16 protein-coding genes are annotated in these 18,734 nt (G+C 71.1%); 3 read left to right on the plus strand and 13 right to left on the minus strand.

Features of this window, described 5'->3' with window-relative positions:
• Window positions 1–134: 134 nt before the first annotated feature.
• From infB to nusA, 3 genes are all read right to left on the minus strand, one after another.
• Window positions 135–2,846, minus strand: coding sequence for a translation initiation factor IF-2 (gene infB, locus ACZ6H8_RS01755; RefSeq protein ID WP_464143766.1), 2,712 nt, complete (start codon window positions 2,844–2,846; stop codon window positions 135–137).
• Window positions 2,847–2,921: 75 nt separating this feature from the next.
• Window positions 2,922–3,203, minus strand: coding sequence for a YlxR family protein (locus ACZ6H8_RS01760; protein WP_464143767.1), 282 nt, complete (start codon window positions 3,201–3,203; stop codon window positions 2,922–2,924).
• Window positions 3,204–3,240: 37 nt separating this feature from the next.
• Window positions 3,241–4,227, minus strand: a complete 987-nt coding sequence (gene nusA, locus ACZ6H8_RS01765) for a transcription termination factor NusA (RefSeq protein WP_464143769.1) — start codon at window positions 4,225–4,227, stop codon at window positions 3,241–3,243.
• A gap of 129 nt (window positions 4,228–4,356) precedes the next feature.
• Between nusA and ACZ6H8_RS01770 the strand changes: the two genes are divergently transcribed.
• Window positions 4,357–5,844, plus strand: coding sequence for an alanine/glycine:cation symporter family protein (locus ACZ6H8_RS01770; protein WP_464143771.1), 1,488 nt, complete (start codon window positions 4,357–4,359; stop codon window positions 5,842–5,844).
• A gap of 77 nt (window positions 5,845–5,921) precedes the next feature.
• On the opposite strand, the gene ACZ6H8_RS01775 is transcribed toward ACZ6H8_RS01770, so the two are convergent.
• The 9 genes from ACZ6H8_RS01775 to ispG all read right to left on the minus strand — a co-directional run bounded on the left by ACZ6H8_RS01775 (window position 5,922) and on the right by ispG (window position 15,391).
• A complete protein-coding gene (locus ACZ6H8_RS01775; RefSeq protein WP_464143773.1) occupies window positions 5,922–7,679 on the minus strand; it encodes a proline--tRNA ligase in 1,758 nt (585 codons plus the stop codon).
• A 65-nt stretch (window positions 7,680–7,744) separates the two neighbouring features.
• Entirely contained in the window at window positions 7,745–8,497 is a 753-nt protein-coding gene (locus tag ACZ6H8_RS01780; protein ID WP_464143774.1) for a hypothetical protein, read from the minus strand.
• A 14-nt stretch (window positions 8,498–8,511) separates the two neighbouring features.
• On the minus strand, window positions 8,512–9,495 hold the full coding sequence (locus ACZ6H8_RS01785) for a VWA domain-containing protein (RefSeq protein ID WP_464143776.1): 984 nt from the start codon (window positions 9,493–9,495) through the stop codon (window positions 8,512–8,514).
• The gene (locus ACZ6H8_RS01790; RefSeq protein ID WP_464143777.1) at window positions 9,492–10,481 is read right to left on the minus strand and encodes a vWA domain-containing protein; all 990 of its coding nucleotides are present in this window, start codon (window positions 10,479–10,481) and stop codon (window positions 9,492–9,494) included. Before ACZ6H8_RS01790 ends, ACZ6H8_RS01785 begins: the two co-directional genes overlap by 4 nt.
• Window positions 10,472–10,945, minus strand: a complete 474-nt coding sequence (locus ACZ6H8_RS01795; protein WP_464143779.1) for a hypothetical protein — start codon at window positions 10,943–10,945, stop codon at window positions 10,472–10,474. The genes ACZ6H8_RS01790 and ACZ6H8_RS01795 overlap by 10 nt, the downstream gene beginning before the upstream one ends.
• The gene (locus ACZ6H8_RS01800) at window positions 10,932–11,819 is read right to left on the minus strand and encodes a DUF58 domain-containing protein (protein WP_464143781.1); all 888 of its coding nucleotides are present in this window, start codon (window positions 11,817–11,819) and stop codon (window positions 10,932–10,934) included. Before ACZ6H8_RS01800 ends, ACZ6H8_RS01795 begins: the two co-directional genes overlap by 14 nt.
• A gap of 8 nt (window positions 11,820–11,827) precedes the next feature.
• Entirely contained in the window at window positions 11,828–12,829 is a 1,002-nt protein-coding gene (locus tag ACZ6H8_RS01805) for an AAA family ATPase (protein WP_464143782.1), read from the minus strand.
• Window positions 12,826–14,238: an MFS transporter gene (locus ACZ6H8_RS01810; protein ID WP_464143784.1), complete on the minus strand. Its 1,413-nt coding sequence runs from the start codon at window positions 14,236–14,238 to the stop codon at window positions 12,826–12,828. Before ACZ6H8_RS01810 ends, ACZ6H8_RS01805 begins: the two co-directional genes overlap by 4 nt.
• Before the next feature lies 1 nt (window position 14,239).
• Window positions 14,240–15,391: a flavodoxin-dependent (E)-4-hydroxy-3-methylbut-2-enyl-diphosphate synthase gene (gene ispG, locus ACZ6H8_RS01815; protein WP_464143786.1), complete on the minus strand. Its 1,152-nt coding sequence runs from the start codon at window positions 15,389–15,391 to the stop codon at window positions 14,240–14,242.
• Between the two features lie 250 nt (window positions 15,392–15,641).
• On the opposite strand from ispG, the gene ACZ6H8_RS01820 reads away from it, so the two are divergent.
• Window positions 15,642–16,547: an endonuclease domain-containing protein gene (locus ACZ6H8_RS01820; protein WP_464143787.1), complete on the plus strand. Its 906-nt coding sequence runs from the start codon at window positions 15,642–15,644 to the stop codon at window positions 16,545–16,547.
• An 81-nt stretch (window positions 16,548–16,628) separates the two neighbouring features.
• Here the strand turns inward: ACZ6H8_RS01820 and ACZ6H8_RS01825 are convergent, their stop codons facing one another.
• A complete protein-coding gene (locus ACZ6H8_RS01825; RefSeq protein WP_464143788.1) occupies window positions 16,629–17,957 on the minus strand; it encodes a M50 family metallopeptidase in 1,329 nt (442 codons plus the stop codon).
• 87 nt (window positions 17,958–18,044) lie between these two features.
• Here ACZ6H8_RS01825 and ACZ6H8_RS01830 point away from each other — a divergent pair, with 87 nt between their 5' ends.
• Window positions 18,045–18,713: a transglycosylase SLT domain-containing protein gene (locus ACZ6H8_RS01830; RefSeq protein WP_464143789.1), complete on the plus strand. Its 669-nt coding sequence runs from the start codon at window positions 18,045–18,047 to the stop codon at window positions 18,711–18,713.
• Window positions 18,714–18,734 lie beyond the last annotated feature (21 nt).

The following is an 18,734-nucleotide window of genomic DNA, read 5'->3' on the forward strand; positions in this document are numbered from 1 at the left end:
ACGCCTCTCGGCGCCGGTCGTCCTGCTCGCTCGATGCCCTGCGGGCATCGAGCCTCTTGCCGTCCCGCCGAGAGGCGGGCTGCGCCGGATGCGCCGATGGGGTGGCCGCAGCCACCCCATCAGCGCGTCACGACTCAGACGCGAGGCTTCTCGACCATCTCGATGGTCTCGATCTCGTCGCCCTCCTGGAGGTCGTTGAACTTGCCGAGGCCGATGCCGCACTCGAAGTCGGTCTTGACCTCGGTGACGTCGTCCTTGAAGCGGCGCAGCGACTCGATCGACAGACCGTCCGCGAGCACGACGCCATCGCGGATGACGCGAGCCTTCGCGTTGCGGGTGATCGTGCCGGAGCGCACGATGACACCGGCGATGTTGCCCCACTTCGACGAGCGGAACACCTCCCGGATCTCCGCGACGCCCGACTGGACCTCCTCGTACTCCGGCTTCAGCATGCCCTTCAGCGAGCTCTCGATGTCGTCGATCGCTGCGTAGATGACGTTGTAGAAGCGGACGTCGACGCCCTCGCGGGCTGCACGCTCGCGCGCCTTCGGGTCGGGGCGCACGTTGAAGCCCACGATGACGGCGGAGTCGACCGTCGCGAGGTTCACGTCGGACTCGGTGACGGCACCGACGCCTCGGTGGATGATGCGCAGGTCGACCGAGTCGTCGATCTCGATCTTGAGCAGCGACTCCTCGAGCGCCTCGACCGCACCGGACACGTCGCCCTTGATGATGAGGTTGAGGGTCTCGACCTTGCCCTGGTCGAGCGCGGTCTTGAAGTCCTCGAGCGAGATGCGCTTGCGACCCTTCGCCAGCAGCGCGTTGCGCTCGACGGCCTCGCGCTTCTCGGCGATCTGACGCGCCGTGCGGTCCTCCTCGGTGACGAGGAAGGTGTCGCCTGCGCGCGGGACCGACGAGAGGCCCTGCACCTGGACGGGCATCGACGGCCACGCCTCGTCGACGGGGGTGCCGTCGTCGAGGGTCATGGCGCGCACGCGGCCGTAGGCCGTGCCCGCGACGATCGCGTCGCCCACGCGCAGCGTGCCCGACTGGATGAGCACGGTCGTGACCGCACCGCGGCCCTTGTCGAGGCGAGCCTCGATCGCGACGCCGCGCGCCTCCTTGTTGGGGTTGGCGCGCAGGTCGAGCCCGGCGTCCGCCGTGAGGAGGACGGCCTCGATGAGCTGCTCGATGCCGAGGCCCGAGAGCGCCGAGACGTCGACGAACATGACGTCGCCGCCGTACTCCTCGGCCACGAGGTTGTACTCGGTGAGCTGCTGGCGCACCTTGGCGGGGTTCGCACCCTCCTTGTCGACCTTGTTGACCGCGACCACGATCGGCACGCCTGCGGCCTGCGCGTGGTTCAGCGCCTCGACCGTCTGCGGCATGATGCCGTCGTCGGCCGCGACCACGAGGATCGCGAGGTCGGTGACGCGGGCACCGCGGGCACGCATGGCCGTGAAGGCCTCGTGACCGGGGGTGTCGATGAACGTCACCGCACGCTCGATGCCCTCGTGCTCGCGGTACACCTGGTACGCACCGATGTGCTGCGTGATGCCGCCGGCCTCGCCGGAGATGACGTTCGTCTTGCGGATCGCGTCGAGCAGACGCGTCTTGCCGTGGTCGACGTGACCCATGACGGTGACGACGGGCGCGCGGAACTCCAGCTCGTCGTCGTCCTCGTCCTCGAGCTCCTGCGCGAGGTCGAGGCCGAAGCCCTCGAGGAGCTCCTTGTCCTCGTCCTCGGGGCTCACGATCTGGATGCGGTAGCCGAGCTCCTCGCCGAGGATCTCGAACGTCGACTCGTCGAGCGACTCCGTGGCCGTGGCCATCTCGCCCAGGTGGAAGAGCACCTGCACGAGGTCGCCGGGGCTCACGTCGATCTTGTCGGCGAAGTCGGAGATCGATGCGCCTCGGCGCATGCGGACCACCGCACCGTCGCCACGACGGACGCGCACGCCGCCCAGCGACGGCGCCTCGCGCATCTCGAACTCGAGCCGCTTCGTGCGCTTCGACTTGCGCGACTTCGCCTTGCCGCCGCCCTTGCCGAACGCGCCAGCCGTGCCACCGGGGCCACGACCGCGACGGCCTGCGAAGGCGGGACCGCCGCGACCGGGAGCGCCACGACCGGGCTGGCCGGCGCCGGGACGCTGGAAGCCGAGGCCGCCGCCGCCACCGGGGCCGCCCTGGCCGCCGCGCGGAGCGCCGGGACGAGGCGAGCCGGGACGCGGAGCGCCCGGACGGGGTGCGCCGGGACGCGGAGCGCCCGGACGCGGGGAGTCACGGGTCGGACGAGCCGTGAACGGGTTGTTGCCGCCACGCGGACGACCCATGCCCTGCGACGACGCGAAGGGGTTGTTGCCGGGCCTGGGCGCGCCCGGCCGCGCCATCGGGCGCGGGATGGCGTTCGGGGTGGGCGCGCCGGGCGTCGCAGCGGCGGGGGCCGCCGGCGTCGTCGGCTCTGCCGCGGGTGCCGCGTCGGGCGTCGCCGCAGGTGCGGGCGCTGCCGTCTCGGGCGTCGCGGCGGGCGCGGGTGCCGCTGCCTGCTCGGCGGGTGCCGCGGGCTCGGGCGCCGCTGCTGCTGCGGGCTTCGCCGCCGCGGGCTTGGCGCCCGGCTTGGCTGCGGGCTTCGATGCAGGCTTCGCCTGCGCGGGCGCTGCTGCAGCCTCCGGCTGCTTCGCGACGCCGGCCTCCTCGAGGGCGGCCTTCAGCTTGCGCGCGACCGGCGGAGCGACGGCGGATGCGGGGCCCTTGACGAACTCCCCCATCTCCTTCAGCTTCGCGAGCGCGACCTTGCTCTCGACGCCGAGCTCGGCGGCGATCTCATGCACACGTGGGTTTGCCACTTGTTCTCCTGTTCGGGGTCCGACCCCGAGCAGGGACGGACGATCTAGCTGACGGGTCTCATCTCGAGCCGCTCATCAGTTGTCCATGGTGGTTTCTGTCTTCCTGTCGTGACCGTCGCCGGCCAACCGTGTCGCCCAGTCCGTGACGGGCGTCGCGTCGAGGTGCTTCGACCGCAGCGCGTGTGCGAGCGATCTCGTCGCCCGCTCGACGCATGCGGCATCCCGATGCACCCATGCGCCCCTGCCAGGCAGCCGCCGACTCTCGTCGACGACCACCGCGCCGTTCGCCGCAGCGAGACGCACCAAGGCGTCCTGCTCGCAGCGCACGCGGCAGCCGAGGCACATGCGGATGGGCATCAGTCTATCCCAACGCGAGGATTCGAGTTCCGATTCCCTACTCGTCCATGACCGAGTCGGGCTGGATGTCGATCTTGGAGCCCGTCAGCTTCGCCGCGAGACGGGCGTTCTGCCCCTCCTTGCCGATCGCGAGCGACAGCTGGAAGTCGGGCACGAGCGCCCGGACCGCCTTGAGCTTCGCGTCGAGCACGAACGCCTCCGTGACCCTCGCGGGGCTCAGGGCGTTCGCGACGAACGTCGCGAGGTCGTCGGAGTAGTCGACGATGTCGATCTTCTCGTCGCCGAGCTCCGACTGCACGGCGCGCACGCGCGAGCCGAGCTCGCCGATCGCGGCACCCTTCGCGTTGATGCCGGGCGCCTTCGCGATCACGGCGATCTTCGAGCGGTGGCCCGCCTCGCGGGCGATCGCGACGATCTCGACCTGGCCGCTGGCGATCTCGGGGACCTCGTGCGCGAAGAGCCTGCGCACGAGCGCCGGGTGCGTGCGCGACACGGTGACCTGCGGGCCGGTGCGGCCCCGCTCGACCTTCGTGATGAGCACGCGGATGCGCTGGCCGTGCCGGTACTCCGCGCCCGGGACGCGCTCCTCGGGCGGCATGATCGCCTCGACCTCGCCGATCTGCACGTAGACCATGCGCGGGTTCGGTCCCTGCTGGACGACGCCGGCGACGATCTCGCCCTCGCGATCCTTGAACGAGCCGAGGATCGACTCGTCGGAGTGCGCACGGAGACGCTCGAAGATGACCTGCTTCGCCGCCGCTGCGGCGATGCGACCGAAGTCCTCCTGCGCGACCGGCGCCTCGCCGATGGCGTTGCCGTCCTCGTCGGTCTCGGTCTCGAAGACCTGCACGAGCCCCGACCTGCGGTCGATCGTCACGCGCACCTTCGGCGCGTCGCTGCCGCGGTGCTCCTGCGAACGCAGGTACGCCTGCATGATCGCGTGCTCGGTGATGCGCACGAGCTCGTCGAACGGGACCTCGCGCTCGCGCTCGAGCGTCTTCAGCACGCTGAGATCGATCTCCATGGGGGCGCCTCCTGGTATGCAGTTGTGGGTCGGGCAGACCTTCGAGGTTACCCGATGCGGACCCGCTCGTGCGGCGCGGCATCGACGGTCGGATCGCCGACGGGGCTCGTGTCTGCCTATGCTCTGGGCATGGAAGCGCTGAACGAGCAGTACAACGAGTTCATCCTCTGGGCAGGCGACGGCCTCTGGACGTGGGTCGTCCTGCCCGTGCTCGCCGTGCTGGGCATCTACTTCACCGCACGCTCGGGCGTCGTGCAGCTGCGGCTGCTGCCCGACATGTTCCGCGTGCTGCGCGACAAGACGCCGACGGACCCCTCGACGGGACGCACGCAGTCCGTGTCGTCCTTCCAGGCGTTCACGATCTCCGCCGCGTCGCGCGTCGGCGTCGGCAACATCGCGGGCGTCGGCACCGCGATCTTCGTCGGCGGCCCCGGTGCGGTCTTCTGGATGTGGACGATGGCGCTGTTCGGCGCGGCATCGGCCTTCATCGAGTCGACCCTCGCGCAGGTCTACAAGCACCGCGACGAGGACGGCTTCCGCGGCGGCCCCGCGTACTACATGCAGCGCGGCCTCGGCGCACGCTGGATGGGCATCGCGTTCGCGATCGTGCTCATCGTGTGCTTCCCGTTCGCGTTCTCGATGCTGCAGGCCAACACGATCGCCGCGACGGCTGCGAGCACCGTCGGCGACCAGCCGTGGCTGCCCTGGGCGTGCGGCATCGCCGTGGCGCTCCTCACGGGCCTCATCGTCTTCGGCGGCGTGCGTCGCATCGCGTCGGTGACCGACAAGCTCGTGCCCGTCATGGCCCTGGCGTACCTGCTCATCGGCCTCGCGATCGTCGCCATCCGCGTCACCGAGGTGCCGCGCGTGCTCGGCGAGATCTACGCCGGCGCCTTCGGCTTCCAGGAGATCGCGGGCGGTGCGCTAGGCGTCATCATCATGCAGGGCGTCAAGCGCGGCATGTTCTCGAACGAGGCCGGCCTCGGCTCAGCGCCGAACGCCGGCGCCTCCGCCGCCACGACGCACCCCGCCAAGCAGGGGCTCGTGCAGTCGCTCGGCGTCTACTTCGACACGTTCCTCGTGTGCTCGATCACGGCGTTCATCATCCTCGTCGGCACCGACGACATCACGGCAGGCGAGCGCGGCATCGCGCTGACGTTCGACGCCGTGACCGGCACGCTCGGCGCGTGGTCCGGCCCCGTGCTGTCGGTGATCGTCTTCATGCTCGCCTTCTCGTCGATCATCGGGAACTACTACTACGGCGAGTCGAACATCGCCTTCATCACGAAGCGGCGCGGCGCGATCGTCGGCTACCGCATCCTCGTCGTCGCCGCCGTGCTCCTCGGCTCCGTCGCCGCGACCGACGCGATCTGGAACACGGCCGACACCATCATGGGCGTCATGGCGCTCATCAACCTCGTGGCGATCGCCGCGCTCTCCGGCGTCGCGTTCAAGGTGCTCAAGGACTACACCGACCAGCGCCGCGCCGGCCTCGACCCCGTGTTCACGCGCGACCGGCTGCCCGAGGTGCGAGGCATCGAGGTGTGGGAGAGCGTCGAGTCCGTCACCGGCCAGGTGCCGACCGTGCCGCCCGCCTCAGCAGACGCCGTGCGCTGACGGTCCACGCCACGACGAGGGGCGTCAGCGCACGTGCGCTGACGCCCCTCGTCGCAGCAGCCGCTGCGAGCGGCGGGTCAGTCGGCCAGGCGGGCGACGACCTCGTCGAGGCGCACCTCGGTGCGCTCCCCCGTCTCGCGATCCCACAGCTCGCCGAGGCCGTCGGCGGCGCCGCGCCCCACGACGACCACGCGCGGCACGCCGATCAGCTCGGCGTCGCCGAACTTCACGCCCGGGCTCACCTTCGGACGATCGTCGAAGAGCACCTCGAGGCCCGACGCCTCGATCTCGACCACGAGCCGCTCGGCGATCTCGAGCACCGCCGCGTCGCGACCCGTCGCGACGACGTGCACGTCGAACGGCGCGATCTCTCGCGGCCACACGATGCCCTTCTCGTCGTGGTGCGCCTCGACGATCGCAGCGAGGTTGCGCGTGACGCCGACGCCGTACGAGCCCATCGTCACCGTCTGCAGACGACCCGACTCGTCGAGCACCTGCAGCCCGAGCGCCTCCGCGTACTTGCGGCCCAGCTGGAAGACGTGGCCGATCTCCATGCCGCGCTCGATCGTCACGGGACCCGAGCCGTCGGGCGCGGGGTCGCCAGCGCGCACCGACGCGACCTCCACCCAGCCGTCGCCGGCGAAGTCGCGACCGGCGACGAGGCCGAACACGTGCCTGCCGTCCTCGTTCGCACCCGTGAGCCACGTCGTGCCGTCGACGACGCGCGGGTCGAGCAGGTAGCGGATGCCGGTGACCGACTCCTCGCCCAGCACGGCGCCCGCAGGCGACCACGGCCCGATGTAGCCCTTCACGAGACCGGGGTTCGCCGCGAAGTCCGCCTCGGTGGCGGGCTCGACCGTCGCAGGCTGGAACGCGACCTCCGCACGCTTCTCGTCGACGTCGCGGTCGCCGGGCATCCCGACGACGACGAGCTCGCGCGAGCCATCGAGGTGCGTGAGGCGCAGCACGACGTTCTTCAGCGTGTCGGCAGCCGTCCACGGCGTCTCGCGCGGCTGGTGCGCGTTCGCATGATCGACGAGCGTCTGGATGGTCGGCGTCGCCGGAGTGTCGTGCACGACCGCGGCGGGTGCGTCGTCGAACGCGATCGCAGCGGGCGCGAGCGTCGTGAACGCCTCGACGTTCGCGGCGTAGCCGCCTGCCGAGCGCACGAACGCGTCCTCGCCGATGGGCGTGGGCGTGAGGAACTCCTCGGAACGCGAGCCACCCATGGCACCAGCGTCGGCTGCGACGATGACGTACTCGAGACCCAGGCGCCGGAAGATGCGCTCGTACGCGTCGCGCTGCGCCTGGTAGCTGCGTGCGAGCCCCGCGTCGTCGACGTCGAACGAGTACGCATCCTTCATCGTGAACTCGCGCGCCCGCAGCAGGCCGGCGCGGGGTCGCGTCTCGTCGCGGTACTTGTCCTGGATCTGGTAGATCGTCAGCGGCAGCTGCTTGTACGACGACACGACGTCCTGCACGAGCAGCGTGAAGACCTCCTCGTGCGTCGGCGCGAGCAGATGGTCGGCGCCCTTGCGATCCTGCAGGCGGAAGATGCCGTCGCCGTACTCCGTCCACCGACCCGTGCGCTCGTACGGCTCACGCGGCAGCAAGCCGGGGAACAGCACCTCCTGCGCACCAGCGGCCGTCATCTCCTCGCGGACGATCGCCTCGATGCGACGACGCACCCGCAAGCCCAGCGGCAGCCACGCGAACAGGCCGGAGCCGGCCCTGCGGATGTAGCCGGCGCGCAGCAGCAGCCGGTGGCTCGCGGCATCCGCCTCGGCAGGGTCGTCGCGGAGGGTGGTGAGGAAGAGCTGGGAGAGCCGGATCACCCCATGATCCTACGAGCCGCAGCGACCTCGACGGTCACGCACGCGGGTCCGAGCGACCCGCACCGTCACCACGGCCGCTCGACGCCCCCGCCGCCGGACTCCTCGCCCTGCTGCTGGTTGTACTCGTCCTGCTGCTGCTGCTGCTCCTGCGCGTCCTGGTTCTGCTGGTCGAGCTGCTCCTGCTGCGTCTGCCCCTCGGACTCGCCCTCGGACTCCTCCTCGGACTCGCCGCCCTCGGACTCCTCCTCCGACTCGTCGTCCCCGCCGCCGTCCTGCTCCTCGATCTTCTCCTCGATGCGCGGCACCGACTGCTCGAGCTGCTCCCCCGTGTCCGCCTGGATGCTCGATGGCTCCGCGAAGCATCCCTCGGGGGCCGCGTCGATGATGCCGAGCGCCTCCTGGTACAGGCCGTTCGCCGTCGCGGGATCGTCAGCCTCGCGGGCGGCGTCGCCCTGCTTCTCCACGACGTACACGATCGAGGTGAGGATGATGCAGTACTCGTTCGACCCCTCCTCGCCGTTGAGCTCCAGCGCCTCCTCGAGCCGACCGCGCGCATCCTCGAGCTCGCCGCGCATGCCCAGCGCGACGCCCACGTTGTACGGCCCCTTCCACGGCTCGATGCCGTTGACGGGCCACATCGCGCCCTCCGCCTGCGTCTGCGCCTCCTGGTACGCACGTCGCTCGTAGGCGTTCTGCGCGGCGTCCGCGAACGCGTTGACGCTCACGAGCTTGCCAGCGAGCACCAATCCGACGAGCGCGACCGGCGCGAGTGCGATCATGAGGATGCGGCGCAGCCTGCGCCGCGCATCGTCGGTCATCCGTCGCCTGGCCATCAGCGCCTCCCCGGGCCCGACCGCAGCCGCACCGCGGAAGCGAACACGAACAGCTCCCACGTCAGCAGCAGGAACAGCGGCACGGCGAGCACCCAGTAGAGGTCGAGCCTCGCCTCCTCGTACTGCGACAGGTCGACCTCGCCCTGCTGCGACGTCATCGCATCCAACGACGGCGCGAGGTCGACGTCGGCCGTGCGGTGGAGGTAGCTGACGCCCATCTGCCCCGCGACCTCCTCCAGCGCACCCTCGTCGATGCGGCTGATGGCGTCGCCGCCGGCCGGATCCTGCACGTACGTGGGCTCCGCGGCCTGGTCGAACGTCGACTCCTGCATGCGGCCGCCCTCCTCGGTGCCGTAGCCGAGCACGAAGCCCGAGTCGATCAGCGGCGCGACCGTGTCGAACGACTCCGGCGGCGCCTCGGCGGTCTGCTCGCCGTCGCCCATGTAGAACACGAGCGTCGGGGCGCCAGGATGCGACACGTCGGCGCGCTCCACCTCCTGCTGCAGCAGGTCGCGCGCCGCCGAGATCGACGAGCCCTGCGAGAAGAAGCCGATCTCCGGACGCAGCGCGTTGACGAGCTCGATGACGGCGGAGCCGTCGTCGGTGAGCGGCACCCGCAGCTGCGGCTCCGAGTCGAACGTGATGACCGAGATGTTCGAGCCCGCGAACGCGAACGCCACGTCGCGCACGTCGTCGCGGATGCCCTGGATGCGCGCCTCCGCATCGCCCCAGTCCTCCGCTGCGATCGACTGCGACGTGTCGATGACGAGGAACACGTTCACGTTGATCGACCCCGTCGGCACCTCGCCGCCCGGCACGCCGGGACGCGCGACCATCGCGACGACGAGCAACGCCATCAGGGTGCGCCGCACCCAGTGGATGCGCCTGCCGCGCTCGGCGACGAGCCGCCACGCGCACAGGCCCACGAGCGCGACGCCGACGACGACGAGCAGGCCGATCGGGATGTCCGGCAGGAACGTCACAGTCGCACCCTCCACGCCACGATGCACACGCCGATGACGAGCACCATGAGCAGCGGCAGCAGCGGCCCGGGCCTGTCGACGATCTGCACCTCCGGCGGCGTCTCGATGTAGCCGGCCTCGATCGCGTTCACGCGCTCCACGATGTTCGAGACCGTGTCGGCGAAGTCGAGCGCGAAGTACGCCCCGCCCGTCGTCTCCGACACCGTCTGCAGCTGCGCGGACACGGGATCGCCGCCGAAGTCGAACGGGTTGATCGCGTAGACGCGCACCTCGTTGTCGATCGCGAGCTGTCCCGCCTGCTCGAGCGAGAAGATCTGCTGGCCGTTCACCATGTTGTCCGTCGCGAGGATGATCGAGCGCGGGCGGTCGGTGTCGTCGGTGTCGGCGAAGTCGAGCGCGCACGACGCGAGGCCGTCGCCCACGAGCGAGGCGCCGTTGCCGTTCGACGTCCCCGCCGCGTAGTTGAACTGCTCGTCGGGGCCGAGGCTGCCCGAGAACGCCCGCTCGTACCTGCCGAGCTGGTCGATGATGTAGTCGTAGTCGCTCGTGAGCGGGAACGCCATGACGCTCGACGCGTCGAAGATGCGCATGCCGATGCGCTCGCCGTCGAGTCCGGCTGCGATGTCCTGGAAGACGCCGAGGATCTCGGCGTCGACGTCGACCATCGAGCCGGAGACGTCGAGGCACAGCAGGATGTCGCGCTTGAAGTCGTCGTTCTGGTTCGCGTTCACGGCAGCCGGCCGCGCCGCGATGAACGCGGTGCCGACGCCCGTGAGGATGAGCAGCACGAGCCCGAACGCCGTCCACGCCCGGTAGCGGGCGAAGGCCCTCCGGTACCTGGGCAGCTCCGTCAGCCTGTCGAGGTGCGCCACGGGCCTGCCGCGCTCCGCGCGCCGACGGCGCACGAGCGCGAGAGCGCCGACGGCGCCGCCCACGATGAGCAGCAACGGCAGCATCCACCACCACAGCAGCAGGCCTACATCCACGTCGACACCACCTTCCTGGCGATGTCGATCGCAGCATCGGGGTCGTGGCGCGCCGATCGGCGGAACGACGACGGGTAGTACTCGGCGACCGCGCCGTGCACGGCCGGCAGGTCGGCCTCGGCGAGGTCCTCGAGCGTCATGACCTCGGCGACGACGCCCGTCGACTCGTGCGCGAAGAATCGCAGCACGAGGCTGAGCCGCTGCGCGAGCCTGCGCGCATCGAGCTCGCCAGCCGCATGCTCCTGGGCGACCTCGTCGATCATCCCGAGGTACTTCTGCTTCAGCGATCGCACGTCGACCTTGCGCGGCGGCGGGGGCGGCGGCACGAGGACGCCGCGCGGGCGCGTGCACAGCCACACGACGAAGTAGGCGACGCCGAGCACGACGACGAGCATCGCGCCCAGCACCCACCAGGGCTGGTACTGGAACGGCCCGTACAGGTCGGGGGCGTCAACGACGAACACGACGGTGCCTCTCGAGCAGCCGGAAGAGGGCCGGGATGATCTCCGACGACGACGGGATGCGCTCGGCGGCGACGCCGAGCGCCAGCAGCTCCTGCTGCAACGTGCGGCGCCGCGCGGCGATGCCCTCGTCGTACGCCTTCGTGAGGGCCTTGTCGCGGCGGATGTAGTCGGGCAGCGGCGCGTCGCCTGCGACGCCGAAGATGGCGGGCGCCTTCGCGTCGCGCGCCATGAGGTCGGCGTCGCCGATCGAGATCCACAGCACCTCGTGCCGCACGTGCAGGCGGCCGAGGATCTGGTCGAGCTCGCGCGTGTACGCGAGGTCGTCTGCCACGATCACGACCAGCGAGCGCCGCCGGACGCGACGGGCGACCTGCTCGAGCACGTGCTGCAGGTCGCTCACGGGCGCGTCGAGCGAGATCTGCTCGTCGAGCATGCGCAGCATCCGCTCGAGGTGCGCCTCCGAGCCGCCCTCCGGCGTGAACCCCGTGTGCTCGGCGTTGCCCGCGTACATCGCCACCCGGTCGCCGTGCTTGATCGCAAGGTACGACAGGATCCCGATCGTCTGGATCGCGACGTCCTCCTTCGACTCCCCGCTCTCGGCCGTCGCCGCCATGTTGCGACCCGTGTCGACCACGACGATCACGTTGTGCTGCCGCGATGCGATGTACCGCTTCACGAGCGGCGTCGTCGACCTCGCCGTCGCCTTCCAGTCGATGTCCTTCACCTCGTCGCCCGGGGCGTACTCGCGCAGGTCGTCGAAGTCGTGGCTGCGGCCGTGGTGGATCGACTGGTAGTTGCCGTCGAGCAGCTCGAAGGTCCGACGATGGGCGTGGATCGCCATCTTCGTCTTGACCTTCTGGAGCCTGCGCTGCATGGGATCCCCTACGGCGTGCGGACGGCGTCGAAGATCGCGTCGACGACCTGCTCGCTCGACACGCCATCGGCCTCCGCCTCGTAGCCGAGGATGATGCGGTGGCGCAGGATCGAGTGCCGCAGGGTCTTGATGTCCTCGGGGATCACGTAGTCGCGGCCGCGGACGAGCGCCAGCGCACGCGACGCCTGCGTGAAGGCGATCGAGCCGCGCGGGCTCGCGCCGTACTCGATGTAGCCCGCGAGCTGCGCGCCGATGTAGTCCTTCGCGTGCCGCGTCACGTACATGAGCTGCACGACGTAGTTCACGATCGCCTGGTCGACGTAGACGCGCTTCGTGAGCTCCTGCATCCACTGCACGTCCTCGACCGAGGCGACGGGCGCCGACTCCGACTCGAAGACGCCCGACTCGATGCGGCGCACGATCTCGGCCTCCTCGGTCGGCGTCGGATACGTGAGGATCTCCTTCAGCAGGAAGCGGTCGAGCTGCGCCTCGGGCAGCGTGTACGTGCCCTCCTGCTCGATCGGGTTCTGCGTGGCCAGCACGAGGAACGGCTTCGGCAGCGGGTGCGACTCGCCGCCGATCGACGTCTGCCGCTCCTGCATGGCCTCGAGCATCGCCGACTGCGTCTTCGCGCTCGACCGGTTGATCTCGTCGAGCAGCACGAAGTTCGCGTGCACCGGGCCGAGCTGCGTGCGGAACGAGCCGTCGTGCTGGTCGTAGATCTGCGTGCCGACGATGTCCGACGGCAGGAGGTCGGGCGTGCACTGGATGCGGTGGAACGACGCCGCGACGCTGCGCGCGAGCGTCGCAGCCGCCGTCGTCTTCGCGAGGCCCGGCACCGACTCCATCAGCACGTGCCCGTTCGCGAGCACCGCGACCAGCAGCGACTGCAGCAGGTCTGCCTGGCCGACGACCTTCGAGGCGAACGACTGCTGCACGGCCCGGATCACCTGCCCGCCCCTGGCGAGCTCGTCCTTCGTGATGGGCGCGCGGCCCGGCACTGCGTTCACGTGTGATCCTTCCGAGACGTCCGTGGTGCGTCACCGACGGTAGTGGCAACGTCGAGGGTCCCGCTGGGTGAGGCCTGCACGCCGGCTGACGTCGGCGCGTCGTGACCCTTCTGCGAGCCGCGACGAGGCGTGCGGGCCGCGGCGATCGCCGCGACGCAGCCCGCGACGACGAACGCGGCCATCGCCAGCGACAGCCCCGCGTAGCCCGCGAGGCCGAGGATGGGGCCCGCGACCGCGCCCGCCGACGCACCCGTGAGGCCCTGCACGAGATCCGACCGCCCCTGGATGCGCGGCCGCACCGCCTCGGGCGCGCTCTCGCTCACGAGCGTCGAGCCCGCGACGGTCGCCGCGCTCCAGCCGAGACCGAGCAGCGCGAGCGACAGCGGCGCGAGGTCGACCGGCAGCGCGACGTTCACGACGATCGAGGCGACGAGCAGCGCCTGCCCGACGAGGATCGTCTGCAGCCTGCCCACCCGGTCGGCGAGGATGCCGAACACCGGCGACAGGGCGTACATGCCCGCCGTGTGCGCGCTCATCGTGATCGCGACGGCGGCGAGCGACTGTCCTGCGTGCTCGAGGTGCACGGGCGTGAGCGCCATGATGCCCACCATCGTCGCGTGCCCGCACGCGACGACGACGATCGCCAGCAGCGCGCGCGGATGGTCGAGGAGACGGGCGGACACGCCGGAGGTCGGCGGCTGTCGCGGCACCGACCCCGGGCTCGCGACGGGCGCCTGCGACCCGGCTCCCGGCTGCGGCAGGCGCGCCCATCCCTCTGGCCGCAGCATCGCCTGCGCCGTGAGCAGCGGATCCGGACGCAGCCCGATCGCGAGCGCCACCGCCACGAGCGCCTGCATCGCGCCGACGATCACGTAGGCGCCGACGAGGTGCGGCAGCCCCAGCGCGACGCCGATCGCGTCGCCGGGAGGGATGAGCTGCGGGCCGATCACGACGCCGATCGTCGTCATCCACACCACGATCGACAGGTCGCGGCCGCGGTGCGCGCGCACCGACAGGTCGGTCGCAGCGAAGCGCGACTGCAGGTTGACCGCCGCCGATGCGCCGAGCCCGAGGAAGCCTGCGAGCACGACCGGCCACGCGCCCGCCGCGCCGCCGACGACGATCGTCGACGTGCCGGCGAGGCCGATGAGCGCACCCGACGTGAGCGCCGCCCTGCGGCCGCGCGCGACGGCGAGTCGTGCGAGCGGCACGGCGAGCACCGCGCCGCCGAGGGTCAGGAGCGTCGCGGCGAGCCCCGCGAACGCGGCGTCGCCCGTGACCTGCTCCACGAGCAGGCTGCCGACGCCGAGCGCGACGCCGTTGCCGACGCCGCCCAGCGCCTGCCCGATCGAGAGGACGACCAGCGTGCGGCGCTGCGCGGGATGCTGGAGGACGCGGATGCGCGCCACGTCAGGAGCCGGTCGTGACGACCGTCGGCTCGCCGGAGGGCAGGTCGGGGTTCTCGGCGGCGATGCGCCGTGCCTCCTCGATGAGCGTCGCGACGATCTCCGCCTCCGGCACGGTCTTGACCACCTCGCCCTTCACGAAGATCTGCCCCTTGCCGTTGCCGGAGGCGACGCCCAGGTCGGCCTCGCGGGCCTCCCCCGGGCCGTTGACGACGCATCCCATCACCGCGACGCGCAGTGGCACCGTCACGTCCTTCAACCCCTCGGTGACCTCGTCGGCGAGCGTGTAGACGTCGACCTGCGCGCGACCGCACGACGGGCACGAGACGATCTCGAGGCGACGCTCGCGCAGGCCGAGCGACTGCAGGATCTGCAGACCCACCTTCACCTCCTCGACGGGAGGTGCAGACAGCGAGACGCGGATGGTGTCGCCGATGCCCTCGCCCAGCAGGATGCCGAACGCCGTCGCCGACTTGATGGTGCCTTGGAACGCGGGGCCCGCCTCGGTGACGCCCAGGTGCAGCGGCCAGTCGCCGCGCTCGGCGAGGAGCCGATACGCCTGCACCATCGTGACGGGGTCGTTGTGCTTCACGGAGATCTTGAAGTCGTGGAAGTCGTGCTCCTCGAACAGGCTCGCCTCCCACACGGCCGACTCCACGAGCGCCTCCGGCGTCGCCTTGCCGTGCTTCTGCAGCAGGCTCGGCTCGAGGCTGCCGGCGTTGACGCCGATGCGCAGGCTCACGCCCGCGGCCTTCGCGCGCCTCGAGATCTCGGCGACCTGGTCGTCGAACCTGCGGATGTTGCCTGGGTTGACGCGCACGGCCGCGCATCCGGCGTCGATCGCCTGGAAGACGTACTTCGGCTGGAAGTGGATGTCGGCGATGACGGGGATCTGGCTCTTCTTGGCGATGATGTGCAGCACGTCGGCGTCGTCCTGCGTCGGCACGGCGACGCGCACGATGTCGCAGCCGGTCGCGGTGAGCTCGGCGATCTGCTGCAGCGTCGCGTTGATGTCGGTGGTCTTCGTCGTCGTCATCGACTGCACCGACACCTGCGCGTCGCCGCCGACCGCGACCGAGCCGACCTGGATCCGCCTGCTCCTGCGGCGCGGGGCCAACGTGCGCGGACCCGGCGTGCCGAGGTTGATGGCTGCCATGCCTCCCAGCCTACGGCTGCCGCTGGGCGCCCCGGCACCCCCAGCACCGGTCACGCTTGCACCCCGACTGGTCACCGTTGCACCCCGACTGGTCGCGGTTGCACGCTGCAGCCCCGTCTCAGGTGCAACCGCGACCAGTCCACCGGGCCAGCACCGTGGAACCCCGAGCGCTCGTCCCTCACAACCGCGCCTGTCCACATGGACGCGCACGCGTCGCGAGCGCGGGCGCTCGGCGAGCCATCCTCCGCGCATGAGCCACCTCCTGCCGCCCTCGCCCGACCACCGCGCCTTCACCGTCTCCGACGCGCTCGGCCGCGGACGATCACGCCGCCAGCTCGCCGGACCCGGCTACCTCGCTCCGGTCGTCGGCGCACGCGTCGTCCGCGGCGACGACGCGACGATCACCCGCGCGCAGTTCCTCGACGCCGTCCGATCCGTCGCACGTGACGACCAGTTCCTCTCGCACACCACGGCCGCGCTCGTGCACGGCATGCCCATCCCCCTCGAGCACCAGCGAGGCCCGGTGCACCTCGCATCCCCGACGCTCGGCACCAGGATGCGTCGACCCGGCGTCGTCGGGCATCGCCTCAAGGCGGAGGTCGTCGAGGTCGACGGCATCCGCGTCGAGCACCCACTCGACGCCTTCGTCCACCTCGCGACCCTGCTGCCGCTGCATGCCATGGTCGCGGTCGCCGACTGGCTGCTGCAGCCTCGCAATGGTGTCGGTGCGACGAAGGCGCAGCTGCTCGAGCGGCTCGACCACTTCCGCGGTGCGCGCGGCCTGACGCTGCTGCGCATGGCGATCGCGATGGCTCGGTCCGGGGTCGAGTCGCCACGCGAGACCGAGCTGCGGCTCGTGATCCTCGCGGCCGGCCACCCCGAGCCGACGTGCAACGTCGACGTGCGGGATGCAGCCGGACGCTTCCTCGCGCGCGTCGACATGGCGTGGCCGCGCCTGCGGATCGCGCTGGAGTACGACGGCGAGCACCACCGGCTCGACGCGCGGCAGTACGCCCGCGACATCGATCGCAGCGAGGCTCTGGAGCGCGCGGGCTGGATCGTGATCCGCGTGACGAAGTCCCACATGCACGATCCGCGAGCCCGAGTGCTGCCGAGGCTCGCGGACGCGTTCGCGAGACGTCGCTCCGAGGCCTGACTGGTCACGGTTGCACGTGAGAAGGGGGCCTACGGGGGCAACGGTGACCAGTCGAGGTGCAACGGTGACCAGTCGGGTCGGTCAGGGCAGGATCGAGATGGGGTTGATGATGTCGGCGTAGATCAGCAGGGCGCTCATCAGGCCGAGCACCACCGTCACCGCGAGCGTCACCGGCACCCACCTGGCCGTGTCGATCGGGCCCGGATCCGGACGGCCCCGCATGCGCGCGAACCCGCGGCGGATCGCCTCGAGCACCGCACCGAGCACGTGGCCGCCATCGAGCGGCATGAGCGGCACGAGGTTGAACACGAACAGCGCGACGTTGAGCGAGGCGAGGATGCCGAGCATCGACGAGGCGCGCTCGGCGATCGGCACCTGGTCGAGCGAGGCGATCTCGCCCGCGATGCGCCCGACGCCCACGACCGAGATCGGCCCCTCGGGGTCGCGCTCCCCGCCGCCGAACGCCGCCTGCGCCACCTCCACGAGTCGCACGGGCAGCGTCGCGATGACCTGCACGACCCGCACGACGTTGTCGGCGACCGCGACGGGCACCTCCGTCACGGGCTGCTGCACGATCTCGTACTGCGGTCCGATGCCGATGAAGCCGACCGTCTCGACCTGCGGCTCGCCGTCGACCTCGACGACCGCGCCGTCGGCGTCGGTCACGTAGCGCTCGGACGCGAGCGGCGTCACCTGCAGGTCGAGGCTCGCCCCGTCGCGCTCGACCGTGAACGTCAGCTCCTCGCCGGCGTCGTCGCGGATGTCCGCCTGCACGTCGGCCCACCCCTCGACCGGCTCGCCGTCGATCGCCACGATGACGTCGCCGGGCTCGATGCCGGCGGCGACCGCCGGCGCGGCCGGGTCGTCGGCGGCGCACTCGGTGCGGTCCTGGCTGGCAGGGATGACGCACTCCGAGAGCGTCGCGATCGTCGTGCCCGGCTGCGCGGTGCCGAACCCGACGAGCACGATGCCGTACAGCAGCACCGCGAGCAGCAGGTTCATCGCGGGCCCGCCGAGCATGATGACGATGCGCTTCCACACCGGCAGGCGGTAGAAGGTGCGCTCGTCGCCCGCCTCCTCGATCGACTCCTCCGACACGTCTCGCGCATCCTGCACGAGCGTGTCGAAGAAGCCCGTCGAGGCGGTACGGGCCGCCTCGCCGTCGCGCCTCGGCGGGAACATGCCGGCCATCGAGATGTACCCGCCGAGCGGGATCGCCTTGAGGCCGTACTCGGTCTCGCCCTTGCGGCGGGAGAAGAGCGTCGGGCCGAAGCCGATCATGTACTGCCCGACGCGCACGCCGAAGCGCTTCGCGGGCACCAGGTGCCCGATCTCGTGCAGCGCGATCGACACGGCGAGGCCGATCACGAGGATGACGACGCCGAGGACGTAGAGCAGGACCGAATCCATCGTCTCCGGATGCTACGCGTGGATGCTGTGCGTCGCGCACCGACGAGCGCATGGCGCACCCATGGGCGACGCGCCTAGGCTTGTCCGATGCCCTCAGCGACGCGATCGAGCAGCCGCGCCTCCGCGCGCGGCCGCTCGCCGAGGCGCCCACGTGCGAGCCGCCCGCGCTCGGCGGCGGCGCGCGCGAAGGCAGCGGCGCAGGATCGCGCTCGCGTCGGCATCGCCGCTGCCGTCGTCGCGGCTGCGACGCTCGCGATCGTCGTGCTCGCCTGGGCGCTGCAGCCGCGCATCGAGCCGTGGGAGCAGACGGCGACCGTCACGGGAGCGCTGCCCGCCGGCGTCGCAGGCTGGGATCGCGAGCAGCTCGCGAACGCGGCGATCATCCTGCAGGCCGGCGACGACCTCGGGCTCTCGGACCGCGACCGCACGATCGCGGTCATGACGGCGATGGGCGAGTCGAGCCTCGTCGTCGTCGACTTCGGCGACGAGGCCGGCCCGGACTCGCGCGGCCTGTTCCAGCAGCGCACGAACTGGGGCCCCTACGAGGTCCGGATGGATGCGTACGGCTCGGCGGTGCTCTTCTACCAGGCGCTCGACGACGTCGGCGGTCGCGACGGCATGGCGCCGACGATCGTCGCCCACACCGTGCAGGTCAACCAGGATCCGAACCACTACGCGTCGTACTGGGACGACGCGGTCGCCGTCGTCGCCGCGCTCGACGCCGCGCAGATCGACGTCGAGGTCGAGCCCGTCTGACGTGCTGCGTCGCGCACGCCG

This window comes from Agrococcus sp. AC640b, from assembly GCF_979255995.1.

What these genes read in the sequence shown, in the direction of transcription:
- ACZ6H8_RS01825 (WP_464143788.1), bottom strand. Translation starts at nt 17,957, where the DNA reads ATGGATTCGGTCCTGCTCTACGTCCTCGGCGTCGTCATCCTCGTGATC.
- ACZ6H8_RS01780 (WP_464143774.1), bottom strand. Translation starts at nt 8,497, where the DNA reads ATGACCGACGATGCGCGGCGCAGGCTGCGCCGCATCCTCATGATCGCA.
- nusA (WP_464143769.1), bottom strand. Translation starts at nt 4,227, where the DNA reads ATGGAGATCGATCTCAGCGTGCTGAAGACGCTCGAGCGCGAGCGCGAG.
- ACZ6H8_RS01800 (WP_464143781.1), bottom strand. Translation starts at nt 11,819, where the DNA reads ATGCAGCGCAGGCTCCAGAAGGTCAAGACGAAGATGGCGATCCACGCC.
- ispG (WP_464143786.1), bottom strand. Translation starts at nt 15,391, where the DNA reads ATGGCAGCCATCAACCTCGGCACGCCGGGTCCGCGCACGTTGGCCCCG.
- ACZ6H8_RS01760 (WP_464143767.1), bottom strand. Translation starts at nt 3,203, where the DNA reads ATGCCCATCCGCATGTGCCTCGGCTGCCGCGTGCGCTGCGAGCAGGAC.
- ACZ6H8_RS01770 (WP_464143771.1), top strand. Translation starts at nt 4,357, where the DNA reads ATGGAAGCGCTGAACGAGCAGTACAACGAGTTCATCCTCTGGGCAGGC.
- ACZ6H8_RS01820 (WP_464143787.1), top strand. Translation starts at nt 15,642, where the DNA reads ATGAGCCACCTCCTGCCGCCCTCGCCCGACCACCGCGCCTTCACCGTC.
- ACZ6H8_RS01830 (WP_464143789.1), top strand. Translation starts at nt 18,045, where the DNA reads ATGCCCTCAGCGACGCGATCGAGCAGCCGCGCCTCCGCGCGCGGCCGC.